Consider the following 22886-nt stretch of genomic DNA (forward strand, 5'->3'; position numbering starts at 1 on the left):
CAAGCGGAAAGAGGAGCAAGGTGAGGGCGCGCTCCAACAGAACCACCGCAGATCAAATCATTGCGCGGCCGCGCCGCCACAGGACAGGCAACCATGACCGAAAAGCTCGAAACCGCCCTTTCCTCCGATGTCACCGAGGTCCGCGCCCAGAAGCTGAAGCTTCTGCGCGAGCAGATCGGCGACGTCTACCCCGCGCATTTCCACCGGACGATCACGAACGGCGCCCTGGCGGACATGTATGAAGCGCTGGAGCCGGACGTCGTGACCGAGGATGTGGTCACGGTCGCCGGTCGCGTCTTCTCGTCGCGCAATTCCGGCATGTTCATGGACATCCGCGATGCCTCCGGCAAGATCCAGATCTTCTCGCACAAGGACACGACCCCCGAGGACGCGCGCGCGCTTCTGCCGATGGTCGATATTGGCGACATCATCGGCGTTACCGGCGTCGTGCGCCGCACGAAGCGCGGCGAGCTGACGATCAATGCGCAGGAGATCACCATGCTCACCAAGGCGCTCCTGCCCATGCCGGAGAAGTGGCACGGCCTCTCCGACATCGAGCTGCGCTATCGCAAGCGGCATCTCGACATTCTCACGAACGAGGACAGCAAGCTCCGCTTCCAGCAGCGCGCCCGGATTATCTCCGGCATTCGCCGCTTCATGGAGGAAGACGGCTTCATGGAGGTCGAGACCCCCATGCTGCATTCCGTCTATGGCGGGGCCACCGCCGAACCCTTCAAGACGCATCACAACACGCTGAAGCTCGACATGTACCTGCGCATCGCGCCGGAACTGTTCCTGAAGCGCACGCTGGTGTCCGGCCTGTCGGACAAGGTTTTCGAAATCAACCGCAACTTCCGCAACGAAGGCGTCTCCACCCGGCACAATCCGGAATTCACCATGATGGAGTGCTACTGGGCCTACGCCGACTACGAGGACATCATGGACCTCGTGGAACGCCTGTTCTCCTCGCTGGCCATGGCGATCCACGGCTCGACCGACGTGACCTTCGGCGACAAGACGCTGTCATTTGCAGGTCCGTTCAAGCGCGTTCCCATGCCGGACGCGGTGAAGGACGTGACCGGCATCGACTTCCTGGCCATCAAGACGGACGAGGAAGCGCGCGCCGCCGCCAAGGCAGCCGGCTTCGAGGTCGAAAAGGATTGGACCTGGGGTGAATGCCTCGCCTTCATCTTTGAAGAGAAGGTCGAAGGCACGCTTGTGCAGCCGAGCCATGTCACGCATTTCCCGAAGGACATCTCGCCCTTTGCCAAGGAAGTGCCCGGCGAGCCGCGCCTGGTCGAACGTTTCGAGACCTATTGCAACGCCTGGGAAGTCGGCAACGCGTTTTCCGAGCTCAACGATCCCGAAGAGCAGCGCCGCCGCATGGTGGAGCAGCTGGAGCAGGCCCATGCCCGCGGCGAGAAGGAAAAGCAGCTGGACGACGACTTCCTGGACGCGATCGACCAGGGCATGCCGCCCGCAGGCGGTCTCGGCATCGGCGTCGATCGTCTCGTCATGCTGCTGACCAACGCGCCGTCGATCCGCGACGTCATCCTCTTTCCGGCGCGCCGCAAGGCGGACTGAGACACACCGTCTCGGCGATCGTCGCCATCAATGCGTGGCGCCGGTTTCCTCCGGCGTCACGGCATGCGGTCCAGCCGCTTCCTGCGTGTCAGGCCCTCGGGGTGTCGGGCTCGACATATCCTGTGAAGCTGCCGGCGTCCCGTGCGCTGCATCCTCTCCACCGGGGCTGCCTGCCGCCGCTTCCGTATGCGCTGCCTCGTGCCCCGTCTCCGGGACGGTCACAGCCTGCTCGGGCGTTTCATGGTCAGCTGTTCCATGGTCGGATGTTGCGGCCGTGTCTGCCGTCGCGGCGGGACCCATGCCCGGGATGAGTTGCAGGACGGTGGACAGCATGCCCGGTTGAGCCTGGCCCGGTGCTTCCTGGGGCGCGCCGTGCACCGCTTCGGCCTTACCACCCATGCCCGGGATCCAGGCCGTGATGGTGGAGACCCATCCACCCTGTGTCTGAGGTTCCGGCTGCCCGGCGAGCTCTCCATCGGCGGGCTCCCCATCGGCGGGCTTCCCATCGGCGTGCTCGCCATCCGGCGCATCATGTCCGGACGCAGCTGGCGCTTCGTGACCTTCCGCCGCCTCTCCATGAGCGTCAGCTGCCGCGCCGTGCCCCTCGACCGGTTCGCCGTGACCCTCGCCCGCACCTTGGCCCGCACTCTCGCCCGCACTTTGGCCATGCGCGGCAGGCTTGCCATGCGCTCCGACCGTATCGCCTTCGACGGGCGCTGCCGAATCGGCCACCAGCGTTTCGCAATCGGTGCGGTCGGTCATTTCGGTCAGGGCTGCCCGAATGTCGTCGGGGGAGAGCGTTTTGCGCTCGCCATAGAACAGTCCGACAGGGTTGGCCCTGCCATCGACGTAGCGGGCGATAAACGGCTGCGCCATGTCCGGAAGCTTCGTCGGGTCCGGCGCAAACAGCACCTCGGCCCCGATGGCCGCGCCGCGAAGATTGGCCCGACCCTCGGGACCCGCACGATCGAGCACGACGACCTGATAGAGATCCGCCTTTTCCGCCTTTGCCAGCACGCCGGCGACGCGAAGCGCGGTGCGCACACGCTCGATGCCGTCAACGCTGTCCGTCCGGACATATTTGCGCAGCCAGCGCTGGCCGCCGCGATTGAGCTTGATGAAATCGGTCGTGGTGCAGGCGACACCGGAGGGCTGGGACGACGTCGCCTCGTTGACAGCATCCGACAGGAGGCCGCTCTTCAGGACATAGGCCGCGCCGCCGCCGATGACCACGAGACAGGCTGCGGCGCCAAGAAGGCGCTTCTTGGAAAGCCGGACTTTCAGGGAAATGCCTTTCACCTCAGCCGCTCCATACCCGATCCCGCGCTCCAAACGGTCTGCCAGCGGCAGACATCCTGCCCGGACCGTAAACGAACGGGGTTGAGGAAGCTTTAATCGGCCCCGCGCGGCTGCCCGGCGATGCCGCACGAAAAACCATGCCCGCCCTGTCTTCCCCCTTGATTGACACGGGCCGGATGGCGCATGACCGTGGACAAGGACAAGTACAAGGACAGGGACGTCTGCCGGACCGGCAGTGCGACCCGTCCGGGGTCTCGAACGAAATCCAAGAGCATCGGACAGCACGGCATGGCACGGATCGGCATTGTGGGCGGCGGCATCATCGGTTGTGCGACGGCACTCCACCTGATCGCGCGGGGCCACGACGTGACGGTCTTCGAGCAGGATGCCGCCGGACTTCCCGCCTCGGTCGGCAATGCCGGCATCATGGCCATTCCCGAAATCGACCCGATCGCGCGGCCGGACATGCTTTTGTCCGCTCCACGCTGGCTTGCCGATCCGCTGGGTCCGCTGACCCTGCGGTGGAGCGACCTTCCGGCTCTCACGCCATGGCTGATCGCCTTCCTGCGTTCGGCCCGCCCGGCACAGGCCGCCCGCACCCGCACGGCCTTGCTCGGCCTGATGCGGACGGTGCTCGACGATCACCGTGATCTGGCGGGCATGGCCGCCCTCGTGGATCCCGTGCAGCACACCGGCGCCATGACGATCTTCGACGCCCAGACGTCGCTCGACGCAGCGTTTCGGCATGAGAGCGAAACGGCAAGGCTTCTCGGCTTTTCCATCGAGCGCCTGAGCCCTGCCGAGGTGCGCGCGCGCATACCCGCGCTCGAAGGCGCGCTTGCCGGCGGCATCTTCTCGGCCGGCTACCACACCTTCCGCCACCCGGAGACCTTTCTGCGCGACCTTCAGGCGCAACTGCGCGCCCGGGCAACCTTTGTCGAGGCGGGCATCGCCACGCTGCGTCCGGGCTCGGATGGCATCACGCTCACCACGTCGTCCGGCGCACGGCACCTCTTCGACAAGGCTGTGATCGCCGCAGGGGTCTGGTCGCGCGATCTCGTGCGCGGCCTCGGGTTGCGCGTGCCTCTCGAAACGGAACGCGGCTACAACACGACCTTCGCCGATCCGAAGGTGACGCTGCCCATGCCGATCTTCTTCTCCGAGCACGGTTTCTGCGCCACTCCGTTCGACAACGCGCTGCGGGTCGGCGGCGCCGTGGAACTGGCAAGGCCGGATGCGCCTGCAAACTTCGCCCGCGCCAAAGCCATGCGCACGAAGATGCGCCGCTACGTACCGTCTCTGCCGGAGACCGGCGGCACGGAATGGATGGGCCGTCGCCCCTCGACACCCGACAGTCTGCCCGTAATCGGCCTCAGCCCTGATGATCCGCGCATCGCACTGGCCTTCGGCCACGGCCATCTCGGCCTGACGCTGTCGGCCACCACCGGCCGGCTCGTCGCGGACCTCTTCGACAAGGGCGAGCAGCCGACGCTCGCACCATTCAGCATCCGCCGCTTCCAGCGCGGCAAGACGACCTGAGGAAGCATCATGCACAAAGTCATCTTCGATACCGATCCGGGCGTGGACGACGCCATGGCGCTGCTTTTCCTGCACCAGCACCCTGACATCGATCTCGTGGGCATCACCACGATCTTCGGCAATGCCTCCATCGAGACGACGACCCGCAACGCTCTGTTCCTGAAGAAGGCCTGGCAGATTCCAGCACCGGTCGCCAAGGGCGTGGGCGAGACGATCGACCCCGCCCGCGCCCACGCCGGCTGGCCCGTGATGATCCACGGCCATGACGGTCTCGGCAATATCGGTGTGCCGGATACGGTCGACGGGGAGCCGGATGCGCGCCCTGCACACCGCTTCATCATCGACACGGTGCGCGCTCATCCCGGCGAGGTTACGCTCGTCGCTGTCGGCCGTATGACCAATCTTGCCCGGGCGCTGGCGGAAGATCCCGGGATCGTGTCCCTGGTCAAGGCGGTCGTCATCATGGGCGGCGCCTTTGATGTCGCCGGCAACATCACGCCGGCGGCCGAAGCCAATATCCATGGCGACCCTGAAGCCGCCGACATCGTGATGGGCGCTGCCTGGCCCGTCATCGCGATCGGCCTCGACGTGACGATGAAGACGGTCATGACCCGCTCCGCCCTGGCCAGCATCGCGACAGCCAGTCCACGGGCAAAGCTGCTGGCCGACATCTCCGACTTCTACATCGATTTCTACGCCCACATCGTGGACGACGGCATGGTCGTGCATGACAGCTGCGCCTGCGTCTACGTCGTGGCGCCAGAGCTTTTCACCACGCGCACCGGTGCGATCCGCGTCGTCTGCGGCGGCATTGCGGATGGACAGACCATTCAGAAGGCCGACGGTCGCGCCTTCCCGCCAAGCCCCTGGGACGGGTTGCCGAGCCAGACCGTGTGCACGGATATCGATGCCGACGCCGTCATGGCGCTGATCACCGAGACGCTGTCGCGCGTCTAGTCCGAGATCGCCGCACCACAAAGAATCCTGGTCGCCTCTCTGGCGGCCGGCTCCGGTGCGGCTATCTACAGAATCATGAAACCGGAAACCCTGCTTTACCCCACGCCCAAGGGCCTGTTCTGCGAAGCGGGCGGCTTTTACATCGATCCGGTGCATCCGGTCGACAAGGCTCTGATCACCCATGGTCACGCAGACCACGCCCGATCCGGCCACGGCGAGGTGCTGGCGACGCGGGAGACACTGGAGATCATGGCGATCCGCTACGGCGCCGATTTCTGCCGCCAGCCGCAGGAAGCGGCGCTGCGGGAAACGATGACGATCGGCGATGTGACCGTGAGCTTCCATCCGGCAGGTCATGTTCTCGGCTCTGCGCAAATCGCCGTCAGCCGCGGCGGGACGAAGATCGTCGTTTCCGGCGACTACAAGCGTCGCCGCGACCCGACATGTCTTCCCTTCGAGCCGGTGCCCTGCGATGTCTTCATCACGGAGGCGACGTTCGGCCTGCCCGTCTTCCACCATCCACCGGATGCCGACGAGGTCGGAAAATTGCTGACCTCGCTGCGCCAGTTTCCGGAACGCGCCCATCTGGTCGGCGCCTACGCACTCGGCAAAGCCCAGCGCGTCATCATGCTGCTGCGCGAAGCGGGCTACCATGAGCCGATCTATATCCATGGCGCGCTCGTCAAGCTCTGTGACTACTATCTCTCCAAGGGTATCCCGCTCGGCGAACTCCGTCCGGCAACCGTGACCGCAAAGGAAAAGCCGGCGTTTGCCGGTGCCGTGGTCATCGGGCCGCCTTCGGCCTTTGCCGACAAATGGGCGCGACGCTTTCCCGACCCGATTCCGATCTTTGCTTCGGGCTGGATGCTCGTGCGCCAGCGGGCCAAGCAGCGCGGGGTCGAGTTGCCGATCATCATCTCCGACCACTGCGATTGGGCGGAACTCACCGATACCATTCGTGAAATCCGCCCCGGGCAGGTGTGGGTGACCCACGGGCGTGAAGAAGCGCTGGTCCGCTGGTGCGAGCTGGAGGGCATCAAGGCCCGGCCGCTGCACCTGGTCGGCTATGACGACGAGGGTGAATGATGCGGGATTTCGCCGAACTCTTGGACCGTCTTGTCCTCACCCCCTCCCGCAACGCGAAGATCCGGCTCCTGACCGACTACTTCCGCACGGCACCCGACCCGGATCGCGGTCACGCCCTTGCGGCGCTTGCGGGAACGCTGACGCTATCGGTCGTGAAGCCCAACGTGCTCCGGCAGCTGATGCTGGAGCGGATGGACCCGGTGCTTTTCCAGTATTCCTATGACTACGTGGGCGATCTTGCCGAGACCATCTCGCTCGTCTGGGAAGGCTGCGAGCCGGATGAGGCCGAAATTGGCGATCTCTCGCTCGGATCGATCGTCGAAAAGCTGCAGTCCGTGGGGCGCGCGGACGTGCGCAGTCTCGTGCGCTCGTTGCTCGACCGCCTCGATGGCTCGAGCCGCTTCGCGTTTCTGAAGCTCATCACCGGCTCCATGCGCATCGGCGTCTCGTCGCGCCTCGTCAAGCAGGCGCTGGGCGAGATGGGCGCGGTCGATGTCACCGAGATCGAAACCCTCTGGCACGGCCTGCTGCCGCCTTATGTCGAGCTGTTCGCCTGGCTTGACGGTCATTCCGGTCGCCCGGAACTGACCATGCCGGCGGTCTTTCACTCCGTCATGCTGGCGACCCCTGTTGGCGACAAGGATCTCGACAACCTCGACCCCGCCGATTTCGTGGCAGAATGGAAATGGGACGGCATTCGCGTCCAGCTTGCAAATCTCTCCGGCACGCGTCGGCTCTATTCCCGCAGCGGCGACGATATCTCCGGCGCTTTTCCGGATATCCTTGAAGCGGTCGATTTCGAGGGGGTCATCGACGGCGAGCTCTTGGTCGGGGGTACGCTCCGCTCCAACCAGGCGACGCGCAGCTTTTCCGACTTGCAGCAGCGCCTCAACCGCAAGGCGGTCACGCGCAAGACGATCGAAGAGTACCCCGCCTTCCTGCGCGGTTACGACCTGCTGTTCGACGGACCGCGCGACATGCGCCCGGAGCCCTTCGACGTCAGACGAGAGGCGCTTACAAAACTGATCGCCACCACACCGCCGCTCCATTTTGACCTGTCTCCGCTCGTCCCGTTCTCGTCCTGGGAGGAGCTCGACCGGTTGCGGACCGCGCCGCCGGATCCCGTGATCGAGGGGATCATGCTGAAGCGTCGCGATTCGCCTTACACGCCGGGACGAATGAAGGGCCCCTGGTTCAAGTGGAAGCGCGAGCCCTACAACATCGACGCCGTCCTAATGTACGCACAGCGGGGTCACGGCAAGCGGTCGAGCTATTATTCGGATTTCACCTTCGGCGTCTGGACACACGGCGACAAGGGTGACCTCCTCGTCCCCGTGGGCAAGGCCTATTTCGGCTTTACCGATGCCGAACTCGAAGTGCTCGACCGCTACGTTCGCAACAATACGATCGAGCGGTTCGGCCCGGTGCGCTCCGTGCGGGCGGAACCCGATCAGGGATTTGTGGTCGAGGTGGCGTTCGAAGGCATTGCTTTCTCCTCCCGCCACAAATCGGGCGTTGCCATGCGGTTTCCGCGGATCTCCCGCCTGCGCACCGATAAGTTGCCGCGTGACGCCGACCGTCTGGAGACCCTCGTATCGATGATCGACACAAGCGCGCCGACGACCGACGATCTCTGACCGGCGCCCAATTCTCGTCCAGGACGCCCAGACAGGGATGCTGCCGCGGGCCTCGAAGGTCCGCAGGCAAAGCCCTGTCCGACACGCCGCTGACCGGCCAGAACCGGCTGAAGGGCCGCCGCCGCCTTTAGGACAACGGCCGAACGGGGAATTGGGATAACGATGTCTCGGCATGTGTCGCGGAATGAGACAGGCGCTCTTTCGTCTTTAAAATCAGAGATTTGGCCAAAACGCCCGCACGATGTGCCGTTGATGCGCGTGCGCAAAAAGACGGCCGAGCGTGGCATGCGGGGAACACTGGCGCACAATAATGCGGAAGGCCCTCAGCTTTGGGATTGTTTCCTCGCTTCGGGTGGTGAACATGCTAAAGACCAGATGTGAATCATTCGTTACCGGCGCATCACCTGCCGGATGGGGACCTTTATGAAGATTGCTCAAGCGCTCCTTCCCATGAGCATGCTCCTGCTGTCCGGCTGCGTGGTGGGTCCGGATTACCAGACGCCCGCTGACAACCTGCCCGCCAAGTTTTCCAAGGCCGACACCCCTGCTGCGAACGTCACCCTGAACCCCTGGTGGCAGAGTTTTCGCGACAAGAAGCTCGACAGCCTCGTCGCACAGGGCATGAACCAGAACCTGGACGTTCAGCAGTCGATCGAGCGCATCGTGCAGGCGCGTGCAAACGTCGTGATCGCCAGCGCCGACGCCCTCCCCGCGCTGAACGGCAGCGCTTCCGGCAACGTGCAAGGCTCCGACGGCTCCTATCTTCGCAAGACCTCCGGCATCAACCACACCGAAACCAAGTCGCTCGACAGCGGTCTTGGCGCCTCCTGGCTGCTTGATCTCTTCGGCCAGTATCGACGTGCTCGCGAAAGCGCCAACGCTTCGCTCGACGCCGCGTACAACAACATCAATGTGGCCCGTCTCGCCTATCTCTCCGATCTCGTGACGTCCTACATCGACGCCCGCTACAATCAGGAAGCCCTGGCGCTCGCCCGGCTGAGCCTGTCCTCGCGGCGCGAGACATTGAAACTGACCAACGATATCCGCAGCGCCGGCGCCGCATCGAGCCTCGACGTCGTGCAGGCCGAAGGTCTCGTGAATTCGACGCTTGCCGAACTTCCGGCTTACGAGACCGGCTTCCATCAGGCTGCCAACCACATCGCCACACTGCTCGGTCTTCCCGCGACCTCGGTGACCGCTGATCTGATGCGCGGCCGGGCTCAGCCATGGCCGAAGTTCAACACCAAGGTCGGCGTTCCCGCCGATCTCGTGCGCAATCGTCCCGACATCCGCGTCGCCGAGCGCCAGCTGGCCGCTGCGACCGCAGATATCGGCGTTGCCGAAGCGCAGCTCTATCCGAGCCTCTCGCTCAGCGGCTCGATCAATGCCGGCCGCACGTTCGGCAACACCGTGACCGGCAACCTGACGAGCTGGTCCTTCGGCCCGACGCTCGACGTTCCGATCTTTAACGGTGGCCGCCTGCGCGCCAACGTCGAAGCGCAGCGCTCCGCTGCGCAGGAACAGTACCTCGCGTGGAAGCAGACCGTGCTCAACGGCATCGAGGAAGTCGAGAACGCGATGATCGCGTTGCGCAAGAACTATGAGACCGTCTCGGCCCTTCGCCGCGTGGTCGCATCCTCGGAACAGGCGCTCGGCCTTGCACGTGAAAGCTACCGCGGCGGCGCAACCTCGCTGCTCGACGTCCTCGACGCCGAACGTACGCTGTCTGATAGCCGCATCCAGCTCGCGTCTGCCATTCGCAGTCTCGCGGCCAATTACGTCGCCCTCAACGTTGCCCTCGGCGGCGGCTCGGGCATCGAAATCGCCACGAAGTAAGTCATCCCTGATTGATCGATGCGAAACGCACCGGAGACCCCGTCTCCGGTGCGTTTCGCATTTCAGGACAGTGCCCTGCAATCGCCGCGGCGAGAACCATCGCGTGTGCAGAACGACGTCTCCTGTCATCGGCACGCGCGCAGACGCCGAGATCACGGAGAGATAACAGGATGTTTTCTTGGTCTTCCCGGCGATGAGACGGTACGCGAGGTTGGGCATCCGTCAAAAACACCGGCGAGGTTCATAAGACAAACTGGAAAAACGACAGATGGGGGCTATTTGCCACTTTCGCGGGTTGGCTTCGCGGCAGAATACCGGCATAAAATTCGGCATGTCGCGCTGTCTTCGTTCACGCAGACCCTTCGGGCCCCTCGGCCTCGAAGCGTCCGTCAAGCTCGTGCTCGGGTGAGCGCGTAGAGCCGACATCGTAACGATCAAACTGGGGAAATGACCATAGAGATCGCGCAAAACCTGCTGCTCTTGCTCGTGCTCACGCCGTTCGTGGGAAGCCTCATCGCCATCAGTCTGCCGAGCGATCGCAGCACGCTGGCAGCCTGGCTCTCGGGCTCCATTGCCTTCCTTTGCCTGGCGATCACGACATCGCTTTACGTCTTTGTCATCGAGGGCCGTGTCCTGCGCTATGACATCGCCTGGATTCCGCAATACGGGCTGAACTTCACGCTGCGGATGGACGGTTTCTCCTGGCTGTTCTCGGCCCTGATCAGCGCGATCGCGCTCCTGGTCGTGGTCTATGCACGGTACTACATGTCGGCGGAAGATCCTGTTCCGCGTTTCTTCTCGCTGTTTCTTGCCTTCATGGGCGCAATGCTGGGCCTCGTCCTGTCGGGCAATCTCATTCTTCTGTCGATCTTCTGGGAACTGACGAGCATCATCTCGTTCCTCCTGATCGGCTACTGGTATCACAATGCCAATGCGCGCGACGGCGCCCGCATGGCGCTCACCGTCACCGGAACAGGTGGTCTCTGCCTCTTCGTCGGATTGCTGCTGATCGGCCATGTCGTCGGCAGCTACGATCTCGACGTGGTGCTCGCCTCGGGCGATGCGATCCGCAACCACCCTCTCTATCTGGTGATCCTCGTCTTGGTGCTCATGGGTGCCCTGACCAAGAGCGCGCAATTTCCATTCCATTTCTGGTTGCCGCACGCCATGGCGGCCCCCACGCCCGTTTCGGCCTTTCTGCATTCGGCCACGCTGGTCAAGGCCGGCGTTTTTCTTCTCACCCGCTTCTGGCCGGTGATGGCCGGCACAGAGGCCTGGTTCTGGCTGGTTGGCCTCGCCGGGCTCTCGACACTGCTCCTCAGCGCCTATTTTGCGATCTTCCAGCAGGATCTCAAAGGGCTTCTTGCCTATTCCACCATTAGTCACCTCGGCCTCATCACCGTCCTTTTGAGCCTCGGCAGTCCGCTGGCCGCCGTCGCCGCGATCTTCCACACGATGAATCACGCGACCTTCAAGGCGTCGCTCTTCATGGCCGCCGGCATCATCGACCACGAGACGGGCACCCGCGACATGCGGCGCCTGAGCGGGCTCTTCAAATACATGCCGATAACCGCCACGCTGGCCATGGTCGCAAGCGCGTCCATGGCCGGAGTACCCTTGCTCAACGGGTTCATTTCCAAGGAAATGTTCTTTGCCGAAGCCATCGAAACGCACCGGATCAACCTGCTCGACACGCTGACGCCCTATATCGCGACGCTGGCGAGCCTCTTTGCGGTCACCTATTCCCTGCGCTTCATCTACGCCGTCTTCTTCGGCCCCAAGCCGCACGATCTGCCGAGCGAGCCACACGAGCCGCCGCACTGGATGATCGCGCCGATCGGCTTTCTGGTGCTTGCCTGCCTCGTGGTTGGCGTCGTGCCGAGCCTGACCATCGGACCGCTGCTGCACACGGCCGTGATCTCCGTCCTGCGCGACGCGACGCCGGTCTACAGCCTTGCCGTCTGGCATGGCTGGAACCTGCCGTTCTTCATGAGCCTGTTTGCGCTCGTTGCCGGCATCCTGCTCTATGTCGTCATGCGCCCCTACCTGGCGACCAGCGTTGAGGGGCCACCTTATTTCCGCAAGCTCCAGGGTCAGCGCATCTTCGAGCGCATCCTCCTCACCCTGTCCTGGAAGTGGGCCCGCATGGTGGAAATGAAGGCCGGCACGAGGCGCCTTCAGCCCCAGATGCGCATTCTCGTCTTCGCAGCCGTCATCGCTGCAGCGACGCCGCTGCTCTGGGGTCGCTTCCAGCCAGCCGATCTTGCCTTCCGCAACATCGATCCGGTCTTCGCCATCCTCTGGCTGATCGGCATGGCCTGCGCAATCAGTGCCGCGTACCAGGCGAAATTCCACCGCCTCGCGGCGCTCGTTCTTCTCGGTGGGGCCGGCCTCGTCACCTGCATCACGTTCGTCTGGCTGTCCGCACCCGATCTTGCGCTCACGCAGCTCCTTGTCGAGATCGTCACCACCGTTCTCATTCTCCTCGGCTTGCGCTGGTTGCCCAAGCGCTTCGAGGCGCCCGATGCCGAAGCCATGTCCATCGGTGTGCGCATCCGCCGCCTTCGTGACCTCGTCATCGCGGTCACCGCCGGCGTTGGCCTGATGCTGATCTCCTACACCGTGATGACCCGGCCGATGCCGGAGACGATCTCCAGCTATTTCCTGGAGCGTGCCTATTCCGAAGGCGGCGGCACCAATGTCGTCAATGTGATCCTGGTCGATTTCCGCGGGTTCGATACCTTCGGCGAAATCGCCGTTCTCGCCATTGTCGCGCTAACCGTATTCTCCCTGCTGCTGCGCTTCCGCCCGGCGGCCGAAAGCCTGGAGCGCCCGGAACAACAGCGTGTGCAGAACGCCTTCGATGCGCGGCATCCCGAGCGCCAGTCCGGCGAGAGCGTCGCGGAATATCTCCATATTCCCTCGGTGATCATGCGGTGGCTCTTTCCTGCCATCGGCATGTTCGCAGCCTTCCTGTTCTTCCGCGGCCACGACCTGCCGGGCGGCGGCTTTGCGGCAGGTATCGCGCTTTCGATCGCGTTTATCCTGCAATACATGAGCAGCGGAACGCGCTGGGTCGAGGAACGTCTGCGCATCCATCCCCTGCGCTGGATGAGCGTCGGGATCCTTGTCGCGACCACCACCGGTCTGGGCTCCTGGGTGTTCGGTTATCCCTTCCTGACGACACATTCCCGCTATGCGGACCTGCCGTTGATCGGCGAGATACCGCTGGCGAGCGCCATTCTGTTCGATCTCGGCGTCTTCTCTCTGGTAACCGGCGCCACGGTGCTGATCCTGATTGCGCTCGCCCACCAGTCCGTCCGCTCGCCGCGCGCCCACATGCGCAGTGTCCGGCTGTCGACGAAGGAGAAGAGCTGATGGAACTCGTTCTGTCTGCCGGCATCGGCGTGTTTGCAGGGTCCGGCATCTGGCTGCTCTTCCGGCCGCGGACCTATCAGGTGGTCGTTGGCCTCGCGCTCCTGTCCTACGCGGTCAATCTGTTCATCTTCGGCATGGGCCGTCTGCGCCTCAATGCGCCGCCTGTGCTCGAAAAGGGCGTTGCGGGTGGCTTTCTCACCCACACCGACCCGCTGCCGCAAGCCCTGGTTCTGACAGCCATCGTCATCGGATTTGCCATGACGGCACTGTTTCTCGTGGTGCTTCTCGCCTCGCGGGGCTTCACGGGCAACGACCATGTCGACGGGAGAGAGGGCCGATGAACTGGGTCGGTCATCTGATCATTCTGCCGATCCTCCTGCCGTTTGTCACCGCGGCAGCGCTGATCCCGCTCGACGAGCGTCGCCGAACCCTCAAGGGGGCGGTGAGCTTCGGGGCAACGATCCTTCTGCTCCTGACGGGCGTTGCCCTGATGATCGCGTCCGCGCACGCGCAGGACAACGGCTCGCTCGTCTACCAGCTCGGCAACTGGGCCGCGCCCTATGGCATCGTCCTGGTGATCGATCGCCTGTCGGCCATGATGATCACGCTCGCAACGCTGATGGCCTTGTGCGCCCAGATGTTCTCCATGGCGCGCTGGCACACGGCCGGTCCGCACTTCCACACGCTGTTCCAGTTCATGCTGGTCGGGATCAACGGCGCGTTCCTGACCGGGGATCTGTTCAACCTGTTCGTCTTCTTCGAGATCATGCTGGCAGCTTCCTATGGTCTCATGCTGCACGGTTCGGGGCCGGTGCGTGTCAAGGCGGGTCTGCACTACATCGCCATCAACCTTGCAGCCTCGTCGCTGTTTCTGATCGGCGTCAGCCTGATCTATGGTGCCTCCGGCACCCTCAACATGGCCGATCTCGCTCTGCGCATTCCGGATCTGAGCGCCGAGAACCGCATGTTGCTGGAGGCCGGCGCCGCCGTGCTCGGTGTTGCCTTCCTCGTGAAGGCGGGCATGTGGCCGCTCGGCTTCTGGCTGCCCCAGGCCTATTCTGCCGCAACGCCGCCGGTGGCGGCGATGTTTGCAATCCTGACCAAGGTCGGCGTCTATATCCTGCTTCGGCTGTCGCTTCTCCTGTTCGGCAATGCCGCAGGCACGTCAGAAGGTTTCGGGCAGAGCGTTCTCCTCTATGGTGGTCTCCTGACCGTGGTCTTCGGCACGATCGGCGTCATGGCATCGCAGGCGTTGGGGCGGCTTGCCAGCTATTATGTGCTGATCTCGTCGGGATCGCTGATGGCGGCCATCGGCCTCGGCATCACGGGCGTTATTCCCGGCACGCTGTTCTATCTGATCTCCTCAACGCTCGGCATCTGCGCCTTCTTCCTGCTTATCGAACTCGTGGAGCGGGCCCGGGACGCGGGTGCCGACGTTCTCGCAGTGACCATGGAAGCCTATGGCGACGGCGATGACGATGATGTCCCGAAGGAGGTCGGCGTTGCCGTTCCGGGTACCATGGCGGTGCTCGGCGCGTGCTTCGTCGCCTGCACCATGCTGATGGCCGGCCTGCCGCCTCTGTCAGGCTTCGTCGCCAAGTTCGCAATCCTTCACGGGCTGTTCGAAGGCGTTGGCGAGAACGCGCCCGTCACCGGCGCGCAATGGACCTTCGTGGCGCTTCTGATCCTCTCCGGCCTCGCAGCGCTGATCGCACTCAACCGGGTCGGCATTCGTACGTTCTGGAGTTCGATCGAAGGCACCGTTCCCCGTGTCCGGCTGATCGAGATCACGCCGGTGCTCGCGCTTCTCGCGGCCTGCGGCTTCCTGACGCTTCAGTCCGGTCCGGCGCTCCGCTATCTCCAGGATACGGCGACCGCGCTGTCGCAGCCGCAGATCTACATCGGCAGCGTGCGCGATGCAGTGCCGGTCGTATCCCCAGGAGGCTCCTGATGCGGTACTGGTTCCCCTATCCGGTTCTGTCGCTTCTGCTCCTGGGGTTCTGGCTGCTCGTCAACCAGTCGGTGTCCCCGGGTCAGATCCTCCTCGGCACGGTGCTGTCCGTTTCACTGTCCTGGGCCATGGTCAATCTGGAGCCCAGCAAGCCCCGCCTGCGCCGGCCCGGTGCTGCGTTGCGCCTCGCCGGTTTCGTCGTCAGGGACATCGCACAATCCAACATCGCCGTTCTCGGCGCCGTCCTGTCGCGGCGGAAGCGGCCTGTGCAGTCCGCCTTCGTCATGGTGGAACTGCAACTGCAGGACGACAACGCCATTGCGCTGCTCGCCTGCATCCTAACCACCACGCCCGGCACCGCCTGGCTTGAATATGATCGCCAGACCCGCATGCTCCTCATCCATGTGCTCGATACGGCCGACGGCAAGGACTGGCAGTCCATCGTGACCCATCGGTATGAACGGCTTCTCAGGGAGATCTTCGAATGACCGAGCTTCTCATCATCTGGTCCGTGCTGATTTCGCAGATCATGATCGGCCTTGCCATGGTCTGCGCGCTTTACCGCGTCGCGAGGGGCCCGCGGGCGCAAGACCGCATTCTGGGTCTCGACACGGTGTATATCACGGGCATGCTGCTGCTGCTGACCTTCGGCATCCGCACGGCCAATGTGCTCTATTTCGAGGCTGCACTGACGATTGCCTTGCTCGGCTTCGTCTCGACCATCGCATTTGCCAAGTTCCTGATGCGCGGCGAGGTGATCGAATGACGTTTCTCGTCGATCTGCCGGTCTGGGCGGCCATTCCCGTCTGCCTGCTCCTGCTGTCGGGCTCCGCGATCACGCTGGCCGGCGCGATCGGCATCGTCCGTTTCCAGAGCTTCTACGAGCGCCTTCACGCGCCGACGCTCTGCACCAGCGGCGGCGTCCTTCTCATCGCCACGTCATCGATGATCGCGTTCGGCGTGCTTCAGAACCGCTGGATCGTTCACGAGGTGCTCATCGTGATCTTCATGATCGTCACGACGCCGGTCACCTTGATGCTGCTTGGCCAGTCCGCGCTCTACCGCGATCGCGCCGAAAAGAACCCTGAGGTTCCCCGGAAAACGGAAACCGCCAAGACCGACCCCAAGATCGACATCGGCGTCTAGACCGCTCCGAAAGACGCTCGGACGGAAGGTCCTACAGTTCGTCGCGGCCGCGGAACCGGCGCTGATAGCCTGCATCGTAGAGCGCGCTGTCGCGAAAACCATCCGCTGTCAGCGTGCGACCAACGAAGATCAGCGCGGTCCGCTCGATGGGGTTTTCGGCGACCCGTGCCTCGATATCGCCCAGCGTGCCGCGCACCACGCGCTCGTCCGGCCAGGATGCCTTGACGACGATGGCGACCGGGCAATCGGCGCCGTAGAGCGGCGTGAGCTCCGCGACGATCGCCGGCAGGGCGTGGATGGCGAGATGGATCGCAAGCGTCGCACCGGTCGCACCGAAATTGGCCAGCGTCTCCGCATTCGGCATCGGCGACGCGCGACCGGAAACACGGGTCAGCACGAGGCTCTGCGCCAGTGCCGGCAGCGTCAGTTCGCGACCGAGCGCTGCTGCCGCCGCCGCGAAAGACGGTACGCCCGGCGTCATCGTGTAGGCAATCCCGCGCGACTCCAGCCGCCGCACCTGTTCGGCGACCGCACTCCAGACCGAGAGATCACCGGAGTGCAGACGCGCAACGTCCTGGCCGTGCGCCTCTGCCCGGACATATTCCGCCTCGATCTCGTCCAGCGACAAGGGAGCCGTGTCGACGATGCGGGCGCCCGGCGGGCAGTAGGACAGCAGATCGCGCGAAACGATCGAGCCGGCAAACAGGCACACGGGCGATGCCGCGATCAGATCCCGTCCGCGTACCGTGATCAGGTCCGCTGCCCCGGGACCGGCACCGATGAAATGTACCGTCACGCCGGTTCTCCCTTACGCTTTCCAAGGGCGTCACCGGCGAGGTGAGGCCTGTCTTCTGTTAAAGGTTTCGTCAGAGCCCATTGCGTCACCGGCATGCCCGGGCGCCAGCCCGTCATCGTGCCGACAGGCGATGCACGCGCAATGTCGATCCGTGTCAGGCTTCCGCCCTGCTCGGCATGGCAGGCAAGCAGAACCGCTTCCATCTCCGTCGTCACGGCATTTGCGACCAGCCGCCCGCCAGGCCGCAAGGCGGCCCATGCCGCCTCCATCACGCCCGGCTCGCTCCCTCCGCCACCGACGAAGATCGCATCCGGCGCTCGCCCGGCGTCAAGGCTCGCCAGCACGTCCGGCGCCTTGCCCTCGACCACACCCAGGGCGGGAACGCCGAAAGCCTGCGCATTGCGTCTGATCCGCGCGGCCCGCTCCGGCGATATCTCGATGGCGACCGCTTCTAGGGAGGGATCGGCCAGCATCCACTCGATCGCGATCGAACCTGCGCCAGCCCCGATATCCCAGAGTCTTTCGCCGCGTCGAGGCGCCAGCGCGGAAAGCGTCAACGCCCGGACCTCGCGCTTGGTGATCTGTCCGTCATGCTCGAAAAGGTCGTCGGCAAGTCCGGGCGACAGCGCGAGAACGCGTGCCGCCTCTCCGGCCACGACCTCAATGGCGCAGACATTGAGGGCGTGGCATTCGGCACGATCGAACGTCTTCGCCGTCTGCCGGGTCACCCGCTCCTGCCCTCCGCCCATCGCTTCCAGCACGGTAAAACCGGACGCGCCGAAGCCGCTGTCGCGGAGAAGGGCTGCGATCGCGCTCGGCCCTCTACCGTCGGACGTCAGCGCGAGCAGGCGTGTCCCCGGGTGTAAATGGGGGCGAAGGAGGTCGAGCGGCCGGCCGTGCAGCGAAAGGCAGACCACGTCCTGCAACGCCCAGCCAAGCCGTGCCGCCGCAAGACTGAACGCCGAGGGTGCCGGCAGAACCCGCATTTGCGCCGGATCGATGCGCCGCGACAGCGTGACACCGACGCCGTAGAAGAAGGGATCACCCGAGGCGAGCACGACCACAGGCATGCCGGCCATCGCCACCACGACGTCGATGGCCGTTTCGAACGGGCTCGACCAGGGGCAGCTTTCCCCGGTGATCAGCGGCGCCGCGAGCGCCAGATGCCGCGCGCCGCCGAAGACGAGACGCGCGGCTGCGAGCGCCTGCTTGGCGTCATCGCCGAGACCCGCTAGACCGTCTTCTCCGAGGCCGATGATCGTCAGCCAGGGTTCCGCCGTCAGGGAAGCGTTTTCGCCGTCACGCATGGGTCTTCATATCCTTATTCTCGGTGGCACCACGGAAGCCCGCACGCTGGCCGGTGCCCTTGCCGAGGGCCGGCATGCCGTGGTGCTTTCGCTGGCCGGTCGCACGCGGGCGCCGATGGCGCAGCCCGTCCCGACCCGGATCGGTGGGTTCGGCGGCGCGGAAGGCCTTGCCCGCACACTGCGGGATGAAGGCTTCGATCTTCTGATCGATGCGACGCACCCCTTCGCTGCAAGAATTTCGGAGAACGCCGCAATAGCCTCTCGGGCGACGGGCATACCGGCTTTCGCCCTTCGGCGCCCGCCCTGGGAGCGCCGGCCGGGCGACCTCTGGACCTGCGTCGACAGTGTAAAGACGGCCGTTGCTGCGCTGGGTACGGCCCCCCGGCGCGTCCTCCTGGCGATCGGTCGGCAGGAGGCAGCCGTGTTTGAAGCCGCTCCGCAGCACACGTATCTTGTTCGCAGCGTCGACCCGGTCGATCCGCCTCTGATGCTGCCCGACGTCCGCTACATCCTTGCGACCGGACCTTTCGGCGAGGCTGACGAGCAGGCCTTGCTCATCGAACACCGTATCGACAGCATCGTCGCCAAGAACAGCGGTGGCAGCGCCACCTACGGCAAGATTGCCGCAGCCCGGGCACTGGGGATTGCGGTGATTCTCGTCGAACGGGCCGCCGGGCATGCTCTTCCAGCGGTCGGCACTGTGGAGGAGGCGCTCGCCCGCATCGATCACGTGTCGGCTCCGGAGAGGAAGCGCGGCGTGTAGACCAGGTCGCCGCGGCCGGGTCGAGAGATGACGGTCGTTTCGGGCGAGCCGATGATGACGCAGGTCGCCATGTCGGCTACCGTCGCATCGGCATCGGCAAGCGGCATGACGCGCATGCGCTCGTCCGGCCGGCCGGCAGCGCGGCCAAAGATGACGGGCGTTCGGGCCGGCAGGATCGACCGCAAGATCTCGAAGGCGGCGCCTAGCTGCCAGGGCCGTGCCTTGCTGATCGGATTGTACAGCGCGATGACGAGCCCGGCTTGCGCGACCAAGGTCAGCCGGCGGGTGATGATCTCCCACGGCTTCAAATTGTCCGACAGCGAGATGGCGCAGAAGTCGTGCCCGAGTGGTGCGCCGATCCGGGCCGCAACGGCCAGCATGGCGGTTACGCCCGGCGTCACGCGGAAATCGATATCGCGCCAGAGGGCGGGCCCATGATCGATCGCCTCGCAGACGGCGGCCGCCATCGCAAAGACGCCGGGATCGCCGCCGGAGACCACGCAGACATCGGCACCCCGCGCCGCATGCTCGAGTGCGGCCTTGGCGCGGTCCAGCTCCTCGCGATTGTCGGAAGACACTCGCGTCTGGTCGGGGCGCAGCACAAGGCGGTCGAGGTAAGGTCCATACCCAAAGAAATGGCTGGCCGCGGCAATGGCCTCGAGAGCTTCCGGCGTTGTCTGCCGCGGATCGCCCGGGCCGGTCCCCACGATCGTCAGGCGGCCGCTCATGCGCAGGTGTCCCTGACACGGCCGGTCCAGCCGGGCACGAGAACCAGCGAGAAGTAGGGCGCCTCGTCGGTCAGTTTGTCGGCAAGGGGCGTCATCGCGGCATTCGCCATTGTCCCACGCTCGACATAGACGGCTTCGCCCAGCTTACCGGACGCGGCAAGCGCACGGCGGATCTTTGCCAGATTGCGCCCCACCTTCATGATCACGGCCGCTTGCGTATCACCCAACCGGCGGCAAAGCTCCGTCTCGTCCATGGTTCCGGGCAGGACCGACAGCACGTCGTCGCCCTGAACGATCGGCAGGCCGGCAAGCGACCAGCAGCCCGACATCGCCGTAACCCCAGGCACGACCTCGGCCGCATAGCGCCCTGCCAGACGCACGTGCAGATGCATGTAGGAACCGTAGAACATCGGATCGCCTTCGCTGAGGACGGCGACGGTCCGTCCGGCATTGAGATGTGAGGCAACGCTCTCTGCCGAAGCATCATAGAAGCAGGTGATCTGGTCCCTGTAGTCCTCGTGCTCCTTGTCGATCTCGACGGTGACCGGATAATAGAGCGGCAATTCGATGCGACCGGGCTTCAGGATGCCCTCCATCTGCCCGGGTGCAAACAGGCTGGCAAGACCATCGGCCTTGCCGAGCCCATCGAGAATGGTGCGTCCATTGCCGCGCCGACCGGCCTTTGCGAAATAGGCGAGAACATCTGCCTCGGCGAGCGCCCGCACGGCTTTCAGCGTCAGAAGCTCAGGGTCGCCGGGCCCCGTTCCGACCCCGATCAGGCGCCCGGCCTTGCGGTCCGCCAGCGGCGCGTCGGCACTGTCGGCTGTTTGGTTCTCTCCCGTCCCCAATGCTTTCACAGGCCCGGCCTCGCAAGGGCATTGATGGCGGCTGCCGTGATGGCGCTACCGCCGAGGCGGCCGCGGACAATGGCGAAAGGCACGCCGTAGGAATGCTCGGCCAGGGCATCCTTGGATTCCGCCGCACCGACGAAACCGACCGGCATGCCGAGGATCGCAGCCGGCTTCGGCGCCCCGTCACGTAGCATTTCGAGAAGATAGAAGAGCGCCGTCGGCGCATTGCCGATGGCGACCACCGCACCGCCCATCCGCTCTCCCCAGAGCCGCAGCGCTGCCGCGGATCGCGTGTTGCCGATCTCCCGGGCAAGCGCAGGCGTTTCGGGCTCGCGCAGCGTGCAGACCACCTCGTTTCCAGCGGTCAAGCGCGCGCGGGTCACACCGTTTACCACCATGAAGGCATCACAGAGAATGGGAGCGCCACGCCCGAGGGCGGTCCGTGCAGCCGTCACGAAGTCGGGCGAAAAGACGAAATCCCGCGCAGCTTCGACCAGCCCGCAGGCGTGCACCATGCGCACGGCGACATCCGCCTCCTCCGGCGAAAACCGCGAAAGATCGGTTTCTGCCCGGATGATGGCGAAGGAGCGCTCGTAGATGGCATCGCCATCATGGATGTAGTCATATGCCGGCATCATCAATCCCGTTGAAGCACGCCCCTGAAAACGCAGCGGCGATCCGCGCCGGCCCCACCCGTTCCAAGCAGGCGGCCGCCGATTCGCCCTTCTCTATCGTTTCCGCAACCCATTGGCCAAGCGCCGTCAGGGCGCAAGGCACGTCTTCCAGACGCTTTGTCGCGACAGGCGGGTCTCCGGCCCGTCCGCCAAGGACGATCCCCGCCCCCGGCTGGCCTTCGCAGGATGCTGCCACCAGTGTGAGCCCCGCCGTGCGCGGCCTCGCGCAGCCCTTGGCGCAGCCGGAGACGTGCAGGCTGAGCGACCCATCCATGAGCGCGGGCGCATGCGCGATCAGGCGCGCCGCCATGGCGTGGGTGTCGATGCGTCCCGAGGCACAGCCGGCCTGCCCGGCGCAGGCATCGATCTGCAGGACCGGGTCGGTCGCCTCCACGGCCAGGCCGAGCGACCGGGCAGTCCGGACGAGTGCCGGATGGTCATAGCCGGCAGGACCGATCAGGAGAAGCGCGCGACCCGGAGCCAGCCGCACCTGCGAACATCCCTGCGACCGGGCGGCAACGACCAGACGGCGAAGCACATGCGCCTCCGCCTGTCCGAAGGACGGTGCAACGCCGAGCGCGACCTGGGCGCCGAGATCGAACGTGCCCACCGGCGAATGCGCAGGCAGCTGTTTTGGAGCGGGCGAATGCAGGACCGCTCCACGGCCTGGAGGAAGGTCGCGCGCGCGCGCTGCAGGCCCGCAGGCAGCGATCTCGGAAATCACCGCCATCGCCGCATCGATCATCTCGTCTGCCGCGCCGGAAAGGCCCGACGGCCGCCCTGCGACGAACAGATGCCAGAGAGGAACATCGCCATCAACGGCTTTCAGCCGGACATCCGCCGCAACGCCGTCGAGATGCAGCCTCCCGCCGCCGTCCACGATGACAGCCAGCTTCGGTGCAAGCACATGACGGCTCTCACGGATGCGCGCAGAGAGCTTGCCGGCAAGCGGACGCGCATCGACGATTTCCTCCGGATCGAGCCCGGCCAGCGGTGGCGTTTCCACCGCGATCCCCTCGATCGGCGCGATGCCCGCGCGCGCGATAGCCGCCGACAGCCGTGCGACACTGTCCGGTCGCAAACCGCGAATCTGGAGGTTTCCCCGTGCCGTGATATCGAGCCGTCCCGTGCCGAACGCTTCCGCCGCATCGAGAAGTGCCAGAAAAGCCTCTGTCGTGAAGAAGCCCGAGGCTGGCCGCAGGCGCGCAAGCAGTCCGTCGCCGGTCTGCATCGGACGCGCCAATGTCGGGCAGGCGCCACGCCGCAGCGTCGGGGACGAGCCATCACCGAACGTCGTCGTCTCACCATCTCTGCGCATTTGAGTTCCGGCCATCGTCCTGTCAGCGCCCTTCGA

Annotated in this window: 20 protein-coding genes; 13 read left to right on the forward strand and 7 right to left on the reverse strand. The window is 64.9% G+C overall.

What is annotated here, in order from left to right:
* Nucleotides 1–93: 93 nt before the first annotated feature.
* Nucleotides 94–1584, forward strand: coding sequence for a lysine--tRNA ligase (lysS, locus tag ASG25_RS15205; RefSeq protein WP_062475430.1), 1491 nt, complete (start codon nt 94–96; stop codon nt 1582–1584).
* Nucleotides 1585–1611: 27 nt separating this feature from the next.
* Here the strand turns inward: lysS and ASG25_RS15210 are convergent, their stop codons facing one another.
* On the reverse strand, nt 1612–2883 hold the full coding sequence (locus ASG25_RS15210; protein WP_062475432.1) for a hypothetical protein: 1272 nt from the start codon (nt 2881–2883) through the stop codon (nt 1612–1614).
* A 183-nt stretch (nt 2884–3066) separates the two neighbouring features.
* Between ASG25_RS15210 and ASG25_RS15215 the strand changes: the two genes are divergently transcribed.
* The 11 genes from ASG25_RS15215 (at nt 3067) to mnhG (ending at nt 16413) form a co-directional block, all read left to right on the forward strand.
* Entirely contained in the window at nt 3067–4422 is a 1356-nt protein-coding gene (locus tag ASG25_RS15215) for an FAD-binding oxidoreductase (RefSeq protein WP_244479418.1), read from the forward strand.
* Between the two features lie 9 nt (nt 4423–4431).
* Complete coding sequence (locus ASG25_RS15220) at nt 4432–5379, forward strand: nucleoside hydrolase (protein ID WP_062475435.1); 948 nt, start codon at nt 4432–4434, stop codon at nt 5377–5379.
* Between the two features lie 75 nt (nt 5380–5454).
* Complete coding sequence (locus ASG25_RS15225) at nt 5455–6465, forward strand: ligase-associated DNA damage response exonuclease (RefSeq protein WP_062475439.1); 1011 nt, start codon at nt 5455–5457, stop codon at nt 6463–6465.
* Nucleotides 6465–8102 (forward strand): cisplatin damage response ATP-dependent DNA ligase, encoded by a 1638-nt coding sequence (locus ASG25_RS15230; protein WP_062475846.1) that lies wholly within the window; start codon nt 6465–6467, stop codon nt 8100–8102. Before ASG25_RS15225 ends, ASG25_RS15230 begins: the two co-directional genes overlap by 1 nt.
* 423 nt (nt 8103–8525) lie before the next feature.
* On the forward strand, nt 8526–9938 hold the full coding sequence (locus ASG25_RS15235) for an efflux transporter outer membrane subunit (protein ID WP_062475442.1): 1413 nt from the start codon (nt 8526–8528) through the stop codon (nt 9936–9938).
* 447 nt (nt 9939–10385) lie between these two features.
* Nucleotides 10386–13316, forward strand: a complete 2931-nt coding sequence (locus ASG25_RS15240) for a monovalent cation/H+ antiporter subunit A (RefSeq protein ID WP_082480215.1) — start codon at nt 10386–10388, stop codon at nt 13314–13316.
* Complete coding sequence (locus tag ASG25_RS15245) at nt 13316–13657, forward strand: Na+/H+ antiporter subunit C (RefSeq protein WP_062475445.1); 342 nt, start codon at nt 13316–13318, stop codon at nt 13655–13657. Before ASG25_RS15240 ends, ASG25_RS15245 begins: the two co-directional genes overlap by 1 nt.
* Complete coding sequence (locus ASG25_RS15250) at nt 13654–15267, forward strand: monovalent cation/H+ antiporter subunit D (protein WP_062475448.1); 1614 nt, start codon at nt 13654–13656, stop codon at nt 15265–15267. Before ASG25_RS15245 ends, ASG25_RS15250 begins: the two co-directional genes overlap by 4 nt.
* Nucleotides 15267–15755: a Na+/H+ antiporter subunit E gene (locus tag ASG25_RS15255; RefSeq protein ID WP_062475452.1), complete on the forward strand. Its 489-nt coding sequence runs from the start codon at nt 15267–15269 to the stop codon at nt 15753–15755. The genes ASG25_RS15250 and ASG25_RS15255 overlap by 1 nt, the downstream gene beginning before the upstream one ends.
* The gene (locus ASG25_RS15260; protein ID WP_062475455.1) at nt 15752–16033 is read left to right on the forward strand and encodes a K+/H+ antiporter subunit F; all 282 of its coding nucleotides are present in this window, start codon (nt 15752–15754) and stop codon (nt 16031–16033) included. The genes ASG25_RS15255 and ASG25_RS15260 overlap by 4 nt, the downstream gene beginning before the upstream one ends.
* Nucleotides 16030–16413 carry a monovalent cation/H(+) antiporter subunit G gene (mnhG, locus tag ASG25_RS15265; RefSeq protein ID WP_062475458.1) on the forward strand — a complete coding sequence of 128 codons (384 nt, stop codon included), beginning with the start codon at nt 16030–16032 and terminating at the stop codon, nt 16411–16413. Before ASG25_RS15260 ends, mnhG begins: the two co-directional genes overlap by 4 nt.
* 31 nt (nt 16414–16444) lie before the next feature.
* Here the strand turns inward: mnhG and cobM are convergent, their stop codons facing one another.
* Nucleotides 16445–17209 (reverse strand): precorrin-4 C(11)-methyltransferase, encoded by a 765-nt coding sequence (cobM, locus tag ASG25_RS15270; protein WP_062475461.1) that lies wholly within the window; start codon nt 17207–17209, stop codon nt 16445–16447.
* Nucleotides 17206–18516 (reverse strand): precorrin-6y C5,15-methyltransferase (decarboxylating) subunit CbiE, encoded by a 1311-nt coding sequence (gene cbiE / locus ASG25_RS15275; protein ID WP_082480218.1) that lies wholly within the window; start codon nt 18514–18516, stop codon nt 17206–17208. Before cbiE ends, cobM begins: the two co-directional genes overlap by 4 nt.
* On the opposite strand from cbiE, the gene ASG25_RS15280 reads away from it, so the two are divergent.
* A complete protein-coding gene (locus ASG25_RS15280) occupies nt 18515–19279 on the forward strand; it encodes a cobalt-precorrin-6A reductase (RefSeq protein WP_062475464.1) in 765 nt (254 codons plus the stop codon). The genes cbiE and ASG25_RS15280 overlap by 2 nt on opposite strands.
* Here ASG25_RS15280 and ASG25_RS15285 read toward each other — a convergent pair.
* From ASG25_RS15285 to cobG, 4 genes are read right to left on the reverse strand one after another with little or no spacing between them, the layout of a single operon-like run.
* A complete protein-coding gene (locus tag ASG25_RS15285; protein WP_062475469.1) occupies nt 19243–20007 on the reverse strand; it encodes a precorrin-3B C(17)-methyltransferase in 765 nt (254 codons plus the stop codon). The genes ASG25_RS15280 and ASG25_RS15285 overlap by 37 nt on opposite strands.
* Entirely contained in the window at nt 20004–20810 is an 807-nt protein-coding gene (locus tag ASG25_RS15290) for a precorrin-2 C(20)-methyltransferase (protein WP_062475852.1), read from the reverse strand. The genes ASG25_RS15285 and ASG25_RS15290 overlap by 4 nt, the downstream gene beginning before the upstream one ends.
* A 50-nt stretch (nt 20811–20860) precedes the next feature.
* Nucleotides 20861–21493: a precorrin-8X methylmutase gene (locus ASG25_RS15295; protein ID WP_062475855.1), complete on the reverse strand. Its 633-nt coding sequence runs from the start codon at nt 21491–21493 to the stop codon at nt 20861–20863.
* On the reverse strand, nt 21480–22850 hold the full coding sequence (gene cobG, locus ASG25_RS15300) for a precorrin-3B synthase (protein WP_062601230.1): 1371 nt from the start codon (nt 22848–22850) through the stop codon (nt 21480–21482). Before cobG ends, ASG25_RS15295 begins: the two co-directional genes overlap by 14 nt.
* Nucleotides 22851–22886 lie beyond the last annotated feature (36 nt).

Origin of the sequence: Rhizobium sp. Leaf384 (genome assembly GCF_001424065.1) — a bacterium.
In the GTDB taxonomy this organism is placed as follows: Bacteria; Pseudomonadota; Alphaproteobacteria; order Rhizobiales; family Rhizobiaceae; genus Ferranicluibacter.